This window comes from Micromonospora sp. C41 (genome assembly GCF_018070485.1).
Lineage (GTDB): Bacteria > Actinomycetota > Actinomycetes > Mycobacteriales > Micromonosporaceae > Micromonospora > Micromonospora chalcea.
Genome location: NZ_JAGPXP010000001.1, coordinates 615,987 through 631,533, shown reverse-complemented (window position 1 = coordinate 631,533; position 15,547 = coordinate 615,987). Strand labels below are relative to the sequence as shown.

Below are 15,547 nucleotides of genomic sequence, written 5' to 3'. Positions count from 1 at the left end.
GGGCATCGTCGCCACCCGGCGCGCCACCGTGGTTCTATCGAAGGGGACGGTCACGTGTTCACCCGTGTCGCCATCGTCAACCGTGGTGAGTCCGCGATGCGGCTCATCCACGCGGTCCGGGAACTGGCCGCGGAGACCGGCAGCCGGATCGAGACCGTCGCGCTGTACACCGACGTCGACCGTACCGCCACCTTCGTCCGCGAGGCGGACGTCGCCTACGACCTGGGCCCCGCGTCCGCCCGCCCGTACCTGGACCTGAAGGCGCTGGAACGCGCGCTGGTGGAGACCGGCGCGGACGCCGCCTGGGTCGGCTGGGGTTTCGTGGCCGAGGACCCGGCGTTCGCCGAGCTGTGCGAGAAGATCGGCGTGACGTTCGTCGGGCCGAGCCCGGACGCCATGCGCAAGCTCGGCGACAAGATCGGCGCGAAGCTGATCGCCGAGGAGGTCGGCGTGCCGGTCGCGCCGTGGAGCCGCGGCGCGGTGGAGAGCCTGGAGGACGCGCTGCGCGCGGCGGCCGACATCGGCTACCCGCTGATGCTGAAGGCCACGGCGGGTGGCGGCGGGCGCGGCATCCGGGTGATCCGCAGCGACGCCGAGCTGGCCGACGCCTACGAGCGCACCAGCCAGGAGGCGGCGCGGGCGTTCGGCAGCGGCGTGGTGTTCCTGGAGCGCCTGGTCACCGGCGCCCGGCACGTCGAGGTGCAGGTGATCGCCGACGGCCAGGGCACCGCGTGGGCGCTCGGGGTACGGGACTGCTCGGTGCAGCGGCGCAACCAGAAGGTGATCGAGGAGTCCGCGTCGCCGGTGCTCGCCCCGGAGCAGGCGGCGGAGCTGAAGGCGTCGGCGGAGCGCCTGGCGGTGGCGGTCGGCTACCGGGGCGCGGCCACTGTCGAGTTCCTCTACCACCCGGGCGACCGGCTGTTCGCCTTCCTGGAGGTCAACACGCGCCTTCAGGTCGAGCACCCGATCACCGAGGCGACCACCGGGTTCGACCTGGTCAAGGCGCAGTTGCACGTGGCCGGTGGCGGCCGGCTCACCGGCGAGCCGCCGGTCGAGCGCGGGCACGCGATCGAGGCGCGGCTCAACGCCGAGGACCCGGACCGCGACTTCGCGCCCTCCCCCGGCCGGATCACCCGGCTGGACCTGCCCGCCGGGCCGGGCATCCGGGTCGACACCGGCGTCAGCGAGGGCGACACCATCCCGGCCGACTTCGACTCCATGATCGCCAAGATCATTGCGTACGGCCGGGACCGGGACGAGGCGCTGGGCCGCCTGCGCCGGGCGATGGCGAACACCACAGTGGTCATCGCCGGCGGCGCGACGAACAAGAGCTTCGTGCTCGACCTGCTCGACCAGCCCGAGGTGATCGACGCCAGCGCGGACACCGGCTGGATCGACCGGGTACGCGGCGAGGGCCGCCTGGTCGCGCACCGGCACTCCGCCGTCGCGCTCGCCGCCGCCGCGATCGAGGCGTACGAGGAGGACGAGACCGCCGAGCGGCAGCGGTTGCTGTCCACAGCGGCGGGTGGACGCCCGCAGGTGCAGCACCGCAGCGGCCGGCCGCTGGACCTGAAGCTGCGCGGCGTGACCTACCGGATGCGGGTGGCCCGGGTCGGCGCGCACCGGTTCCGGGTCGGTGTCGAGGCCGGTGGCGACGTGCGCACTGCCGACGTCGAGCTGGACCGCTTCGACCGGCACACCGGCCAGATCGCCGTCAACGGCGCCCGGTTCCGCCTGCTCACCGACACCCACGGCCCGGTGCACCTGGTCGAGGTCGACGGCGTGACGCACCGGATCAGCCGCGACGAGGGCGGCGTGGTGCGCTCCCCCATGCCGGCGCTGGTGGTCGCCACGCCACTTGCGGTCGGCGCGGAGGTCGAGGCCGGCGCGCCGGTGCTGGTGCTGGAGGCGATGAAGATGGAGACGGTGCTGCGCGCGCCGTTCCGGGCCCGCCTCAAGGAGTCGTCGGTTCAGGTCGGCACCCAGGTGGAGGCGGGTGCGCCGCTGCTGCGTCTGGAGCCGCTCGCGGAGGAAGGCGCCGAGGCCGCCGACGGCCCGGCCGGTCCCGCTGTCGAGCTGGACCTGCCGGCGCCTGCGGCGGACGTGCCGGCGCGGTCCCGGGCCGAGCGCGGCCAGGAGGACCTGTGCGCGCTGCTGCTCGGCTACGACGTCGACCCGCACGACGAGCGCCGGGTGCTCGACGACTACCTGGACGCGCGCCGGGCGGCCACCGAGGCCGGGCACCGGCCGCTGGCCGAGGAGCTGGAACTGGTCGGCGTCTTCGCCGACCTGGCCGAGCTGAGCCGCAACCGTCCCGGCGACGACGGGCCGGCCGGGCACGTGCACAGCGCCCGCGAGTACTTCCACACCTACCTGCAGAGTCTCGACGTCGAGCGGGCCGGTTCCCCGGACTCGTTCCGGGCCCGCCTCGCCAAGGCGCTCGCCCACTACGGCGTCACCGAGCTGGACCGCTCCCCCGAGCTGGAGGCCGCGGTCTTCCGGATCTTCCTGGCCCTGCAGCGGGCCGCCGCGGACGCCACGGTGATCGCCGCGCTGCTGCGCTCGTGGCTGCGCGAGCCGCCGCCGGACGAGGCGCTGCGCGAGCCCGCCGGCCTCACCCTGGAGCGTCTCGTCGCGGCCACCCAGGTCCGCTTCCCGGTCGTCGCCGACCTGGCGCGGGGCGTGGTGTTCGCCTGGTTCGCCCAGCCGCTGCTGCGCCGCAACCGGGCCCGGGTCTACGCGCGGGTCCGCGCGCACCTGCGGCACCTCGACACGCACCCGGACGCGCCGGACCGCGCCGACCGGGTCGCCGAGATGGTACGCAGCACCGAGCCGCTGGTCCGGCTGCTCGGCCAGCGCCTGGTCCGCGACGACCTGGACAACGCGACGATGCTGGAGGTGCTGACCCGCCGCTACTACGGCAACAAGGCGCTCACCGAGGTCACCACCCGGGCCACCGGTGGCTGCACGTTCGTGGTGGCCGGGCGGGACGGTTCGAGCGTCGTGTCGGCGGCGGTGCGGTTCGACGCGCTCGGCGACGCGCTGCGCGGACTGGCCGAGGTGGCCGGCGAGCGCGACGCCGTCGACGCGGACGTCTACCTGTCCTGGGAGAACCAGCCCGAGGACTTCGACGCCACCGCCGCCGCGCTGCTCGACGTGCTGAACGCGCACCCGCTGCCGGCGGCGGTACGCCGGATCACCACCACCGTCGCCGGGCGCGGCGGAGCGGTGATGCACCACCACTTCACGTTCCGGCCCGGCGAGGACGGGATGGCCGAGGAGCGCCTGATCCGCGGCCTGCACCCGCACATCGCGCAGCGGATGCAGCTGGAGCGGCTGCGCGAGTTCGACCTGACCCGCCTGCCGTCGCTGGACGAGGAGGTCTACCTGTTCCAGGCGGTGGCCCGGCAGAACCCGTCCGACCAGCGGCTGGTCGCGTTCGCGCAGGTACGCGACCTGACCGGGCTGCGGGAGCAGGACGGCCGCCTGGTGTCGCTGCCCACCACCGAGGACACGGTGGCGGCCTGCATCGACTCGATCCGCCGGGCGCAGTCGCGGCGGCCGTCGAAGTCGCGGTTCCCGACCAACCGGATCGTCATCTACGTGTGGCCGCCCAGCGAGCTGACCCGCGAGGAGATGGAGCTGATCGCCGGCCGGGTACGCCCCACCACCGTGGGCGCGGAGCTGGAGGAGATCCTGTTCATCGCGCGCCAGCGCGACCGCCGTACCGGCGAGCTGACCAAGGTCGGCGTGCGGATCACCTTCGACGTCACCGGGCACGCCCGGCTCGACGTGGGTGAGCCGCCGAGCGAGCCGGTCGAGCCGCTGGACGAGTACCGGCTGAAGGTGCTGCGGGCGGCCAGCCGCAACACCGTCTACCCGTACGAGCTGACCGGGCTGCTGGGCGACTTCGTCGAGCACGACCTGGACGCGGACCACCAGTTGGTGCCGGTGGACCGGCCCAAGGGCCGCAACAGCGCGGCGATCGTGGCCGGCGTGGTCACCACGCCGACGCCCCGCCACCCGCAGGGCGTGACCCGGGTGGTGCTGCTCGGCGATCCGACCAAGTCGCTGGGCGCGCTGTCCGAGCCGGAGTGCCGGCGGGTGATCGCCGCGCTGGACCTGGCGCAGCGGATGGGCGTGCCGCTGGAGTGGTACGCGCTGAGCGCCGGCGCCCGGATCTCGATGACCTCCGGCACCGAGAACATGGACTGGGTGGCCGCGGCGCTGAAGCGGATCGTCGAGTTCACCCAGGACGGCGGCGAGATCAACATCGTGGTCGCGGGCATCAACGTCGGCGCCCAGCCGTACTGGAACGCCGAGGCGACGATGCTCATGCACACCAAGGGCGTGCTGGTCATGACGCCCGACTCAGCGATGGTGCTCACCGGCAAGCAGTCGCTGGACTTCTCCGGCGGCGTGTCCGCCGAGGACAACTTCGGCATCGGCGGCTACGACCGGGTGATGGGCCCGAACGGGCAGGCGCAGTACTGGGCGCCGGACCTGCCGGGCGCGCGGGACGTGCTGATGGCGCACTACGACCACACGTACGTCGTGCCGGGCGAGCACGCGCCGCGCCGGGCCGTCACCATGGACCCGGTGGACCGGGACATCTGCGGCTACCCGCACGCGGTGGCCGGCAGCGACTTCGCCACGGTGGGCGAGATCTTCTCCGCCACCGCGAACCCGGACCGCAAGAAGCCGTTCGACATCCGTACCGTCATGCGGGCCCTCGCCGACCAGGACCATCCGGTGCTGGAGCGGTGGGCGGGCATGGCCGACGCGGAGACCGCTGTGGTGCAGGACGTGCACCTGGGCGGCATCCCGGTGTGCCTGCTCGGCATCGAGTCGCGGTCGGTGCCCCGGCACGGCTTCCCGCCCACCGACGGCCCGGACACCTACACCGCGGGCACGCTGTTCCCGCGCTCCTCGAAGAAGGCCGCGCGGGCGATCAACGCGGCCAGCGGCAACCGGCCGCTGGTCGTGCTGGCGAACCTGTCCGGCTTCGACGGCTCACCCGAGTCGATGCGCAAGCTCCAGCTGGAGTACGGCGCGGAGATCGGCCGGGCGATCGTCAACTTCCGCGGCCCGATCGTGTTCTGCGTGATCTCGCGCTATCACGGCGGCGCGTTCGTGGTCTTCTCCAAGGCGCTCAACCCGGACATGACGGTGCTGGCGATCGAGGGGTCGTTCGCCTCGGTGCTCGGTGGCGCGCCGGCCGCCGCCGTGGTGTTCGCCGGTGAGGTCGCCGCCCGCACCGCGGCCGATTCCCGGGTACGCGAGCTGGAGGGCCGGGTGGCGTCCGCCACCGGTACCGAGCGGGCCACGCTCAGCGCGGAGCTGGACGAGCTGCGCGGGTCGGTGCGGGCGGAGAAGCTGGGCGAGGTGGCCGCCGAGTTCGACCGGGTGCACAGCATCCAGCGGGCGGTCGAGGTCGGCTCGGTCGACGCGGTGATCCGCGCCGCCGAGCTGCGGCCCCGGGTCATCGAGGCGATCGAGGCGCACCTGCGCTGACACGTTCCGCGACGTCACACGGCGGACGGGCCTTCGGGTCCGTCCGCCGTTTCGCGTGCGCCGGTCCTTGACGGTCGTCTGGTGACGTGGTGTGCTCAGATGGTAATGGAAACCGTGTTCGTTAGAGCTGCCGGAGGACCCATGTCGCTCACCGTTCCGCCCGCCCTGCTGCACGCCGCCGAGACCGGTCCCGTCGACGAGGAGGCGTTCGTCGCCTGTGTCCGCGACTCCCTGCCGTACGCCTGGGAGACGGTCAGCCGGGTCGCCGCCGACCTGGCCGCGACCGACGCCGAGTTCGCCGACAACGTCGTACCGCCGCCCGGCGACGCCGAGCGCGGGCAACTGCTGCGCGCGATGGCCAGCGACGCGATCCGCGCCGGCCTGGAGCGGCACTTCGGGATCACGCTGGCGTTCCAGAACTGCCACCGGGTGGCCGCCTTCCGCCCCGGCGCGGCCGGCTCCGAGGCGTACCGCCGGTTCACCTCCAGCCGCGGCCAGTTGCTGAACCAGTCACCGGCGCTGCGCAACTGCTGACCGGCGGTCCGGCGCGGGCGGGTCACCGCCCGCCCGCGGCGGTGGCTCAGGCGGCGCAGCGGTCGCAGGTGCCGAAGATCTCCAGGGTGTGCCCGACGTCGGTGAAACCGTGCTGCGCGGCGACCTGGTCGGCCCACCGCTCCACGGCCGGGCCGGCCACCTCCACCGCACGGCCGCAGCGGCGGCAGACCAGGTGGTGGTGATGGCGGCTCTGGCTGCACCGCCGGTAGAGGTGCTCGCCGCCGGGCAGCCGCGCCGAGTCGATCTCGCCGTTGTCGACGAGCAGCTGCAACGTCCGGTAGACGGTGGTCAGACCCACCTTCGCCTGCCGCTGCACGAGCATCTGGTGCAACTGCTGCGCGCTGTGGAAGCCGTCCAGCTCCCGCAGCAGCGCCAGCACCTCGGCGCGCTGCCGGGTGTTGCGGGTCGCCCCGGTCGTCGCCGTCACCGTCCGCCTCCCTCGTCCGGGCGCCCTCTCCGGCCACGGCCGCGCCCGGCGCGCCACGTGACACCCGGAACCATTATGCCTTCCGGGCGCTCCCCGGTCCCCGGTCGCGGTGAGCCCGGCCGGCATGTGACGCGACCGACTCCCCGGGCCGGAACTATCCGCGGCGCCGCCCCGACCAACGGTACGAACACCGGATCTTCGAGGGGACGACCGCATGCCCAGCACCACCAGCCGACGCTTCCCACGCACGGCGGCCCTGATCGGCGCCGCCGTCCTGGCCGCGTCCGTCGCCGCCTGCGGCTCCGCCGACGCCACGCCCACAACCGCGCCGTCGGCGTCGGCGCCCGCCTCGGCCCCGGCGAGCGCAACGGCGGGTGTGCTGACGATCCGCGACCCGTGGGTGAAGGCCGCCGACAAGGGCATGACCGCCGCGTTCGCCACGCTCGTCAACGACGGCGACGCCGACGTCACGATCACCGGGGTGACCACCGACGTGTCCCGGGCCGAGATCCACGAGATGGCCATGACCGACGGGAAGATGGCGATGCGGCAGAAGCAGGGCGGCGTCGTGGTCGCCGCCGGAGCCCAGGCCGCGCTGGAGCCCGGCGGCGACCATCTCATGCTGATGGACCTGACCCGCCCGGTGCGCCCCGGCGACCAGCTCGACGTCACGCTCACCTTCGCCGACGGGCGCACCCAGACGTTCACCGCGGTGGCCAAGCCGTTCACCGGCGCCCAGGAGACGTACGCGCCCGGACACGGCGCGAGCCCCGCGTCATGACCGGAACCGGCGCGCCCGCGCGCCGGGTCAGCCGGCGCGGCCTGCTCACCGGCGGCGCGGCGGCCGCCGGGGGCGCGCTGGCCGGCGCGGGTGCCCTCGCCGCCCTCCGTTCCCACGGGGTACGCCCCGACGACGCCGTCCCGGTGGCCCAGGTCGGCAGCGCTGTCGAGCCGTTCCACGGCGCGCGCCAGTCCGGTGTCACCACCGAGCCCCAGGCGCACGCCGCGTTCGTCGCGTTCACGCTGCGCCCGGACACAGACCGGGCCGCGCTCGGGCGGATGCTGCGACTGCTCTCCGACGACGCCGCCCGGCTCACCCAGGGTCGCCCGGCGCTGGCCGACACCGAGCCGGAACTGGGCCTGCTGCCGGCCCGGCTGACAGTCACGTTCGGCTTCGGCCCCGGGCTCTACGCCGCCGCCGGGCTCGACGACCGCCGCCCCACGTCGGTGGCCGACCTGCCGGCGTTCCGGATCGACCGGTTGCAGCCCCGCTGGTCCGGCGGCGACCTGCTGCTGCAGATCTGCGCCGACGACCCGCTCACCGTCGCGCACGCCCAACGGGTCCTGACCAAGGACAGCCGCCCGTTCGCCACCGTCCGCTGGGTGCAGCAGGGCTTCCGCCGGGCCGCCGGCGCCGAGCCCGGACGCACCCAGCGCAACCTGTTCGGCCAGCTCGACGGCACCGCCAACCCGAAGCCCGGCGTGTCGGCGGACACCGCCGTCTGGGTGACCGACGGGCCGGACTGGCTCCGCGACTCCACCACCCTGGTGGTGCGCCGGATCAGCATGAACCTGGAGACGTGGGACCTGCTCGGCCGCGCCGACCGGGAACTCGCGGTGGGCCGGCGCCTCGACACCGGCGCGCCGCTGACCGGCGAGGCGGAGCACGACGAGCCCGACTTCGCCGCGCTCGGACCGGACGGGCTCACCGTGATCCCGGACTTCTCGCACCTGACCCGGGCCCGCGTCACCGACGACCGGCAGAAGATCCTGCGCCGGCCCTACAACTACGACGGCGCGCCGACCGCCGAGGGACACGCGGACAGCGGGCTCGTCTTCGCCGCGTACCAGGCCGACATCGCCCGGCAGTTCCTGCCCATCCAGCGGCGGCTGGCCGAACGGGACCTGCTCAACGAGTGGACCACCCCGATCGGCTCCGCCGTGTTCGCCGTACCGCCCGGCTGCCCCGAGGGCGGCTGGATCGGCCAGCAACTGCTCGGCTGACCACGACGCTGACCACGACCAGGAAGGCGCGTCATGCGTACCCGTACCGTCTCCGCACTCCTCGCCGCGCTGTTCACCGCGGCGCTGCTGCTGGTCCCGGCCACGCCCGCGGCGGCGCACAACTCGCTGCAGGAGGCCACGCCGGCCCGCGACGCCCGGCTCACCACCGCGCCGACGCAAGTGACGCTGCGGTTCCTGCAGCGGCTCAACCCGGCCTTCACCACCATCACGCTGCGCGACGCCACCGACCGTCAGGTGCCCGCGAGCGCGCCCGCCGTGGACGGCGCGACGGGCACGGTGACGATCGAGGAGCCGCTGGCCAACGGCACCTACACCGTCGCCTACCGCGTGGTCTCCCGCGACGGCCACCCGGTCCAGGGCTCGTACCGCTTCACCGTCGCCGACCCGGCCGCTCCCCCGGCGGCCGCCCCGTCCCCGGCCACTCCCTCGCCGGCCGCCTCCGCGGACGTCTCGGCGGGCGCTGCGGCAGGCGCGGACGCCTCTCCGGCGAGCGCCGACGCTTCGGCCGACGCCGACGACGGTCTGCCGGTGGGCCTGCTGGCCGGCGGAGCGGTGGCCGCGGTGGCGGCAGCCGGCGTGACCACGCTACTGCTTCGACGCCGCCGCGCCTCCTGACCCGTCGCCCGCTGACGCGGGTCCGCCCGGCTTCCTGATGAGCGGGAGAGACATCCCGCCATGCGGACTGCGCATGCGGGGCGGCACCGGGTGTGCCGGAGCCTGCGTGCCTGTGGGACGGCCGGGGGCAGGGCGCCGAAGGGCGGAACGCGGGTCGCGGCGAGGGCGGGTCGGGGCTGGGTTAGGCTGCCGGGAGCGCTGGTTCACCCGGTCGGCGACGGCCGGGTGTCGTAAGAGGGAACCCGGTGGAAGTCCGGGACTGCCCCGCAGCGGTGAGTGGGAACGACAGCCGTCAACAGCACTGGGCCACCGGCCTGGGAAGCGACGGCCGGTAGGCGACCGGCGACCCCGGTCGGGCCCGCGAGTCCGAAGACCTGCCCGCGTCGCGCGTACCACCGGTGCGCGCTGCCGTCGACCTCGCGGGTGGGTCGGGCGGGTGACACGCCGGGCGGGAGCCGTCGGCGTGCCTCGACGTGCAACTCCCCCGTCCGGTCGGCGGTCCGCTTCTGCGAGGACGGAACCGCACCGTGACCGATGCCATCACCCTCACCGGCCGACCACCGTCGGCGTCGCACCTGACCCTGTCGCAGATCATGGACCAGCACCACACCAACCTGATGGGCACGGTGCACGGCGGCCGGATCCTCAACCTGATCGACTCGGTCGCCGGGGTGGTCGCCGCCCGCCACTCCGACGGACCGGCCGTCACCGCCGCCATCGACGAGACAGCCTTCCTGCGCGCTGTCCGCGTCGGTGACGTGGTGCACGTGGACGCCCGGATCACCTGGGCCGGCCGCAGCTCGATGGAGGTGGCCGTGAAGGTCAGCGCGGACCGCTGGGACCGCGCAGTGCCGCCGGTGGACGTGGCAACCGCGCACCTGGTGATGGTGGCCGTGGACGACGAGGGCCAGCCCCGGCCGGTGCCGCCGCTGCTGCCCGGCACCGACGGTGACCGGCGGCGCTACCGGGAGGCGCAGATCCGGCGCGAACACCGGCTGGCGCTGCGCCGGGCGCTGCTCGACGGCGCCGAGGAGGGCTGAGGCGTGCTCGGACTGTCGGCGGCCACGCTCGCGGGATACCTGGCCGCGATCGTGGTGCTCATGCTCACCCCCGGGCCGGACATGATGTTCGTGCTCGCCAACGCCACCCGGTACGGCGCGCGGGCCGGGGCGGTGGCGGCGCTCGGGGTCGCGGCCGGAGAGGCGGTGCACGTCGCCGCCGTGGTGGCCGGACTCGCCACCGTGATCGCCGCGTCCCCGGTGCTGTTCACCGCGATCCGGTGGGCCGGTGCGGCGTACCTGATCGTGCTGGGCCTGCGGGCGCTGCGCGGCACGGGCCGGCCCGGCGTCGCGGCGGACGGGGCGGACGGCGGCGGCGCCGGGCGGGCGTTCCGGCGCGGGCTGCTCACGAACCTGCTCAACCCGAAGATGATCCTGTTCAGCGTGGCGTTCCTGCCGCAGTTCGTCCGGCCCGACGCGGGCCCGGTGGCGGCACAGCTGGTGCTGCTCGGCGCGCTGTTCGTCGCGGTGCAGCTCACCGTGGACCTGGCTCTCGGCGTGGGCGCCGGGCGGTTCGCCCGCCGCTGGGGCGACAGCCGCTGGTCGCGGCGGGTCGACCGGCTCTGCGCTGTCGCCTTCGTCGCGCTCGGTGTCCGGCTGGCCGCCGGCTGACGCTTGCTCGACTCCAGCTCGCCGAGATGGCGGCATCAGGAGGGCTCCGACCCCGCCACCTCGGCGAGCTGGTGAGGATCACGCTCCGGCGCCCGGGGCGGGGCGGCGGGCCGCTCGCGGTCCAGGTGCAGGCGCAGCAGCACCCAGCCCAGCGACACACCGCCGATGAACACGTACGCGGGCTGCGTGCCGAACGTGTCCCAGCAGGTGTGCAGCGTGACGGCGGCGGCGAAGGTGAGCAGGAACGCCGCCAGTCTCCGGCCACCGGGCGCGGCGGCGAACGTGAACAACGCGGCGGCGGTCAGCCCGGTCCAGGCCAGGTGCGCGGCGGGCGCGGTGAGACCGCGAACCAGCAGCGTCCGCTCGACGGCGCCGAGGTTGCCCTCCGACCCGACGAACGCGGCGAACGCGTACCCCATGGTCTCCAGCGCGGCGAACCCGGCGCCGGAGGCCACGCCGATCACCAGGCCCTGCGCCGGTGACCGGTGCCGCCGCCACAGCAGCAGGATGCCGGCCGGCACGATCAGCTTCGCGGTCTCCTCGGCCAGGCCGACGAGCGCCATCGGCAGGACGCCGAGGCGGTGCAGCGTGCCGTACTCCAGCCAGCCGGCGGCGACCACGCCGACCACGCCGCCGAGAAGCGCGGCGACGCCGACGACGGAGCCGGGGACCGGGCGGCGGGCCGGCCGCCCCTGGGCGAAGGCCAGGAACGTGGCGGGCGCGACGCACGCGCCGAGCACGATCAGCGCCGGCACGAACGTGACGGTGCCGGTGCCGGACAGTGTCTCCAGCACCAGCAGGTGAAGCCCGACGCCGACGAGCAGGACCGCCACCCACGCCCAGCGGCGTCCGGTATTCCCCATACGCCGAGTATCGCGCCCGGCGGCGAGCGCCGGCATCGGGGGTAGGCACTGTGGACAGTGAGATCCATGCGACACGCCCGACACGACATCTGGTGTTGCCCAACCGCCCCCACCGCCATATATGGTGGTGCCGCAGCTGGTTCGGCCGAGCCCTCCGGGGCGGGGCCGAGGCAAGAGGGAACCCGGTGGAAATCCGGGACTGCCCCGCAGCGGTGAGTGGGAACGACAGCCGTCAACAGCACTGGGCCACCGGCCTGGGAAGCGACGGCCGGTAGGCGACCGGCGACCCCGGTCGGGCCCGCGAGTCCGAAGACCTGCCAGCGCGCCGTGCGCCTCCGCGTACGGCGGCCGGAGGTCGCGCGGGACGACCGACGCCAGCAGCCGGGCCGGCCGCGCCGTGCCCGTTGGCGTCTCCCGCCGTCTCCAGACGGTGACAGCGAGGAGAGGTCATGACTGTCGTGCAGGAAAGCCCGCCGGCCACCGGCGGCGGGTCCGAGGCCCGCCGGCCGGCGATGCGGGTACGCAAACGGGACGGCGACACCGAGCCGGTGGACGTCGGCAAGATCGTCCGGGCGGTCGAACGCTGGGTCGCCGACCTGGACGAGGTGGACCCGCTGCGGGTGGCCACCAAGACGATCAGCGGGCTCTACGACGGGGCGACCACCGCCGAGCTGGACCGGCTGTCGATCCAGACCGCGGCGGAGCTGATCGGCGAGGAGCCGCAGTACTCGAAGCTGGCGGCAAGGCTGCTGGCCGCGTACGTGGACAAGGAGGTCCGCGGTCAGGGCGTGGCGAGCTTCAGCCAGTCGATCGCGTACGCGCACGGGCTGGGGCTGATCGGCGACGAGACGGCCGCATTCGTCGCCCGGCACGCCCGCAAGCTCGACGACGCCGTGGACCCGGACGGCGACAGGCGGTTCGAGTACTTCGGACTGCGTACCGTGGCCGACCGCTACCTGCTGCGGCACCCGCAGTCGCGGCTGGTGGTGGAGACGCCGCAGTACTGGCTGCTACGGGTGGCCTGCGGGCTGTCCCGCACCCCGGGCGAGGCGGTCGGCTTCTACCGGCTGATGTCCAGCCTGGCCTATCTGCCCAGCTCCCCCACGCTGTTCAACTCCGGCACCCGGCACACCCAGATGTCGTCGTGCTTCCTGGTCGACTCGCCGCGCGACGAGCTGGACTCGATCTACGAGCGCTACCACCAGGTGGCGAAGCTGTCGAAGTTCTCCGGCGGCATCGGCATCGCCTGGTCGCGGGTGCGCGGCCGGGGCGCGCTGATCCGGGGCACGAACGGCCGGTCCAACGGCATCGTGCCGTTCCTCAAGACGCTCGACGCCGGGGTGGCCGCGGTCAACCAGGGTGGCCGGCGCAAGGGCGCGGCCTGCGTCTACCTGGAGCCGTGGCACCCGGACGTGGAGGAGTTCCTGGAGCTGCGGGACAACACCGGCGAGGAGTCCCGGCGTACGCACAACCTCAACCTGGCCAACTGGATCCCGGACGAGTTCATGCGCCGGGTCGAGGCCGACGGCGAGTGGTCGCTCGTCGATCCGTCGGACGCCCCGGAGCTGCCCGACCTGTACGGGGAGGCGTTCGACGCCGCGTACCGGGCGGCGGAGAAGAACGCGGTCCGCACGGTACGGGCCCGGGACCTGTACGGGCGGATGATGCGCACGCTCGCGCAGACCGGCAACGGCTGGATGACGTTCAAGGACGCCGCGAACCGGCTGTCCAACCAGACCGGTGAGCCGGGCAACGTGATCCACCTGTCCAACCTGTGCACCGAGATCCTGGAGGTGAACGACGACGCCGAGACGGCGGTGTGCAACCTCGGCTCGGTGAACCTCGGTGCCCACGTCACCGCCGACGGGGTGGACTGGGAGCGGCTGCGCGCCACGGTCCGCACCGCTGTGGTGTTCCTCGACCGGGTGATCGACATCAACTACTACCCGGCCGAGCAGGCGGCTGCGTCGAACCCGCGCTGGCGGCCGGTCGGGCTCGGCCTGATGGGGTTGCAGGACGCGTTCTTCACGCTGCGCCTGCCGTTCGACTCCCCCGAGGCGAAGGAGCTGTCCACCCGCGTGCAGGAGGAGATTTTGCTGACCGCGCTGGAGACCTCCGCCGGGCTGGCCGAGCGGTTCGGGCCGCATCCGGCGTACCCGCAGACCCGGGCCGCGAAGGGTGACCTGCACCCGGACCTGTGGGGCGCGGAGCCGGCGCAGGCCGGACGGTGGGCGGCGCTGCGTGAGCGGATCGCCGCAGGCGGGCTGCGCAACTCGCTGCTGGTGGCGATCGCACCGACCGCCACCATCGCCTCCATCGCCGGCTGCTACGAGTGCGTCGAGCCGCAGGTGTCCAACCTGTTCAAGCGCGAGACGATGTCCGGGGAGTTCCTCCAGGTCAACACGTACCTGGTGCGGGAGCTGAAGGCGCGCGGGCTGTGGACGCCGCAGGTCCGCGACCGGATCAAGCGGGCCGAGGGCTCGGTGCAGGACATCACCGAGCTGCCCGCGCCGGTGCGGGAGCTGTTCCGCACCGCCTGGGAGCTGCCGCAGCGGGCGCTGATCGACCTGGCCGCCGCGCGGGCGCCGTTCGTCGACCAGTCCCAGTCGCTGAACCTGTTCCTGAGCGCGCCGACCATCGGCAAGCTGTCCTCGATGTACCTGTACGCCTGGAAGGCCGGGCTGAAGACCACCTACTACCTGCGTTCCCGTCCCGCCACCCGCATCCAGCAGGCCACCGTCGCCCCGGTGCCCGCCCCGGTGCCCGGCGTGGTCTCCGCCGTGAGCGACGACGAGGCGCTGGCCTGTTCCCTGGAGAACCCCGAGAGCTGCGAGGCATGCCAGTGACCACCACCGCACCGACCCGGCACATGCTGCTCGACCCCGGCATGGACCTGACCCTGCGGCCGATGCGCTACCCGCGCTTCTTCGACCGGTTCAAGGACGCGATCAGGAACACCTGGACGGTCGAGGAGGTGGACCTGCACTCGGACCTCGCCGACCTGGCGAAGCTGTCCCCCGCCGAACGGCACCTGGTGTCGCGGCTGGTGGCGTTCTTCGCCACCGGCGACACGATCGTCGCCAACAACCTGGTGCTCAACCTCTACCAGCACGTCAACTCGCCCGAGGGCCGGCTCTACCTGTCCCGGCAGCTGTTCGAGGAGGCGGTGCACGTCCAGTTCTACCTGAACCTGCTCGACACGTACGTGCCGGACGAGAAGGAACGGTTCGCCGCGTTCGCCGCGGTGGAGAACATCCCGTCGATCGCCCGCAAGGCCGAGTTCTGCTTCCGGTGGATCGACTCGATCTTCGAGCTGCGGGAACTGCGGACCCGCGACGACCGGCGGGCGTTCCTGCTCAACCTGATCTGCTTCGCCGCGTGCATCGAGGGCCTGTTCTTCTACGGCGCGTTCGCCTACGTCTACTTCCTGCGGTCCCGGGGCCTGCTCAACGGGCTGGCCTCCGGCACCAACTGGGTGTTCCGGGACGAGTCCATGCACATGGCGTTCGCGTTCGACGTGGTGGAGACCGTACGCGCCGAGGAACCGGACCTGTTCGACGCCGAGATGGAGAAGCAGGTGAAGGAGATGCTGGCCGAGGCGGTGGAGTGCGAGGTGAGCTTCGCCGCGGACCTGCTGGGCCAGGGCGTGCCGGGGATGTCGCTGGCCGACATGCGCGAGTACCTCCAGCACGTGGCCGACCGGCGCCTGGCAGTGCTCGGCATCGCCCCGATGTACGGCAGCGCCAACCCGTTCGCGTTCATGGAGTTGCAGGACGTGCAGGAGCTGTCGAACTTCTTCGAGCGGCGGGTGTCGGCGTACCAGGTCGGGGTGACCGGCAGCGTCACGTTCGACGACGACTTCTGACCGCCGCCCCCGC

The 15,547-nt window shown here is 73.5% G+C and carries 11 protein-coding genes and 2 riboswitches; of the genes, 9 read left to right on the top strand and 2 right to left on the bottom strand.

Annotation, left to right across the window (positions count from 1 at the left end; genetic code table 11):
- Positions 1 to 54: 54 nt before the first annotated feature.
- Together KBX43_RS01875 and KBX43_RS01870 are read left to right on the top strand one after the other, a co-directional pair.
- A complete protein-coding gene (locus KBX43_RS01875; protein ID WP_210882597.1) occupies positions 55 to 5,514 on the top strand; it encodes a carboxyl transferase domain-containing protein in 5,460 nt (1,819 codons plus the stop codon).
- Between the two features lie 141 nt (positions 5,515 to 5,655).
- A complete protein-coding gene (locus tag KBX43_RS01870; protein WP_043323383.1) occupies positions 5,656 to 6,048 on the top strand; it encodes an SCO5389 family protein in 393 nt (130 codons plus the stop codon).
- A gap of 46 nt (positions 6,049 to 6,094) precedes the next feature.
- Here the strand turns inward: KBX43_RS01870 and KBX43_RS01865 are convergent, their stop codons facing one another.
- Positions 6,095 to 6,496 (bottom strand): Fur family transcriptional regulator, encoded by a 402-nt coding sequence (locus KBX43_RS01865; protein ID WP_043323380.1) that lies wholly within the window; start codon positions 6,494 to 6,496, stop codon positions 6,095 to 6,097.
- A 214-nt stretch (positions 6,497 to 6,710) separates the two neighbouring features.
- Between KBX43_RS01865 and KBX43_RS01860 the strand changes: the two genes are divergently transcribed.
- The 5 genes from KBX43_RS01860 to KBX43_RS01840 all read left to right on the top strand — a co-directional run bounded on the left by KBX43_RS01860 (position 6,711) and on the right by KBX43_RS01840 (position 10,806).
- Positions 6,711 to 7,277 carry a copper chaperone PCu(A)C gene (locus KBX43_RS01860; RefSeq protein ID WP_113972926.1) on the top strand — a complete coding sequence of 189 codons (567 nt, stop codon included), beginning with the start codon at positions 6,711 to 6,713 and terminating at the stop codon, positions 7,275 to 7,277.
- Positions 7,274 to 8,500 (top strand): Dyp-type peroxidase, encoded by a 1,227-nt coding sequence (locus tag KBX43_RS01855; RefSeq protein ID WP_104113446.1) that lies wholly within the window; start codon positions 7,274 to 7,276, stop codon positions 8,498 to 8,500. The genes KBX43_RS01860 and KBX43_RS01855 overlap by 4 nt, the downstream gene beginning before the upstream one ends.
- A 33-nt stretch (positions 8,501 to 8,533) precedes the next feature.
- Entirely contained in the window at positions 8,534 to 9,136 is a 603-nt protein-coding gene (locus KBX43_RS01850; protein ID WP_210882595.1) for a copper resistance CopC family protein, read from the top strand.
- Positions 9,137 to 9,331: 195 nt separating this feature from the next.
- Positions 9,332 to 9,533, top strand: a riboswitch (cobalamin riboswitch).
- Between the two features lie 130 nt (positions 9,534 to 9,663).
- Positions 9,664 to 10,176 carry an acyl-CoA thioesterase gene (locus KBX43_RS01845; protein ID WP_030499185.1) on the top strand — a complete coding sequence of 171 codons (513 nt, stop codon included), beginning with the start codon at positions 9,664 to 9,666 and terminating at the stop codon, positions 10,174 to 10,176.
- Positions 10,177 to 10,179: 3 nt separating this feature from the next.
- A complete protein-coding gene (locus KBX43_RS01840; RefSeq protein ID WP_030499184.1) occupies positions 10,180 to 10,806 on the top strand; it encodes a LysE family translocator in 627 nt (208 codons plus the stop codon).
- 35 nt (positions 10,807 to 10,841) lie between these two features.
- On the opposite strand, the gene KBX43_RS01835 is transcribed toward KBX43_RS01840, so the two are convergent.
- A complete protein-coding gene (locus KBX43_RS01835; protein WP_043323375.1) occupies positions 10,842 to 11,669 on the bottom strand; it encodes a PrsW family glutamic-type intramembrane protease in 828 nt (275 codons plus the stop codon).
- A 120-nt stretch (positions 11,670 to 11,789) separates the two neighbouring features.
- Positions 11,790 to 12,006: riboswitch (cobalamin riboswitch) on the top strand.
- A gap of 112 nt (positions 12,007 to 12,118) precedes the next feature.
- On the opposite strand from KBX43_RS01835, the gene KBX43_RS01830 reads away from it, so the two are divergent.
- Both KBX43_RS01830 and KBX43_RS01825 read left to right on the top strand, forming a co-directional pair.
- Entirely contained in the window at positions 12,119 to 14,515 is a 2,397-nt protein-coding gene (locus KBX43_RS01830) for a ribonucleoside-diphosphate reductase subunit alpha (protein ID WP_069088465.1), read from the top strand.
- Positions 14,506 to 15,534 carry a ribonucleotide-diphosphate reductase subunit beta gene (locus KBX43_RS01825; RefSeq protein WP_043323372.1) on the top strand — a complete coding sequence of 343 codons (1,029 nt, stop codon included), beginning with the start codon at positions 14,506 to 14,508 and terminating at the stop codon, positions 15,532 to 15,534. Before KBX43_RS01830 ends, KBX43_RS01825 begins: the two co-directional genes overlap by 10 nt.
- The last annotated feature ends 13 nt before the right edge of the window (positions 15,535 to 15,547 follow it).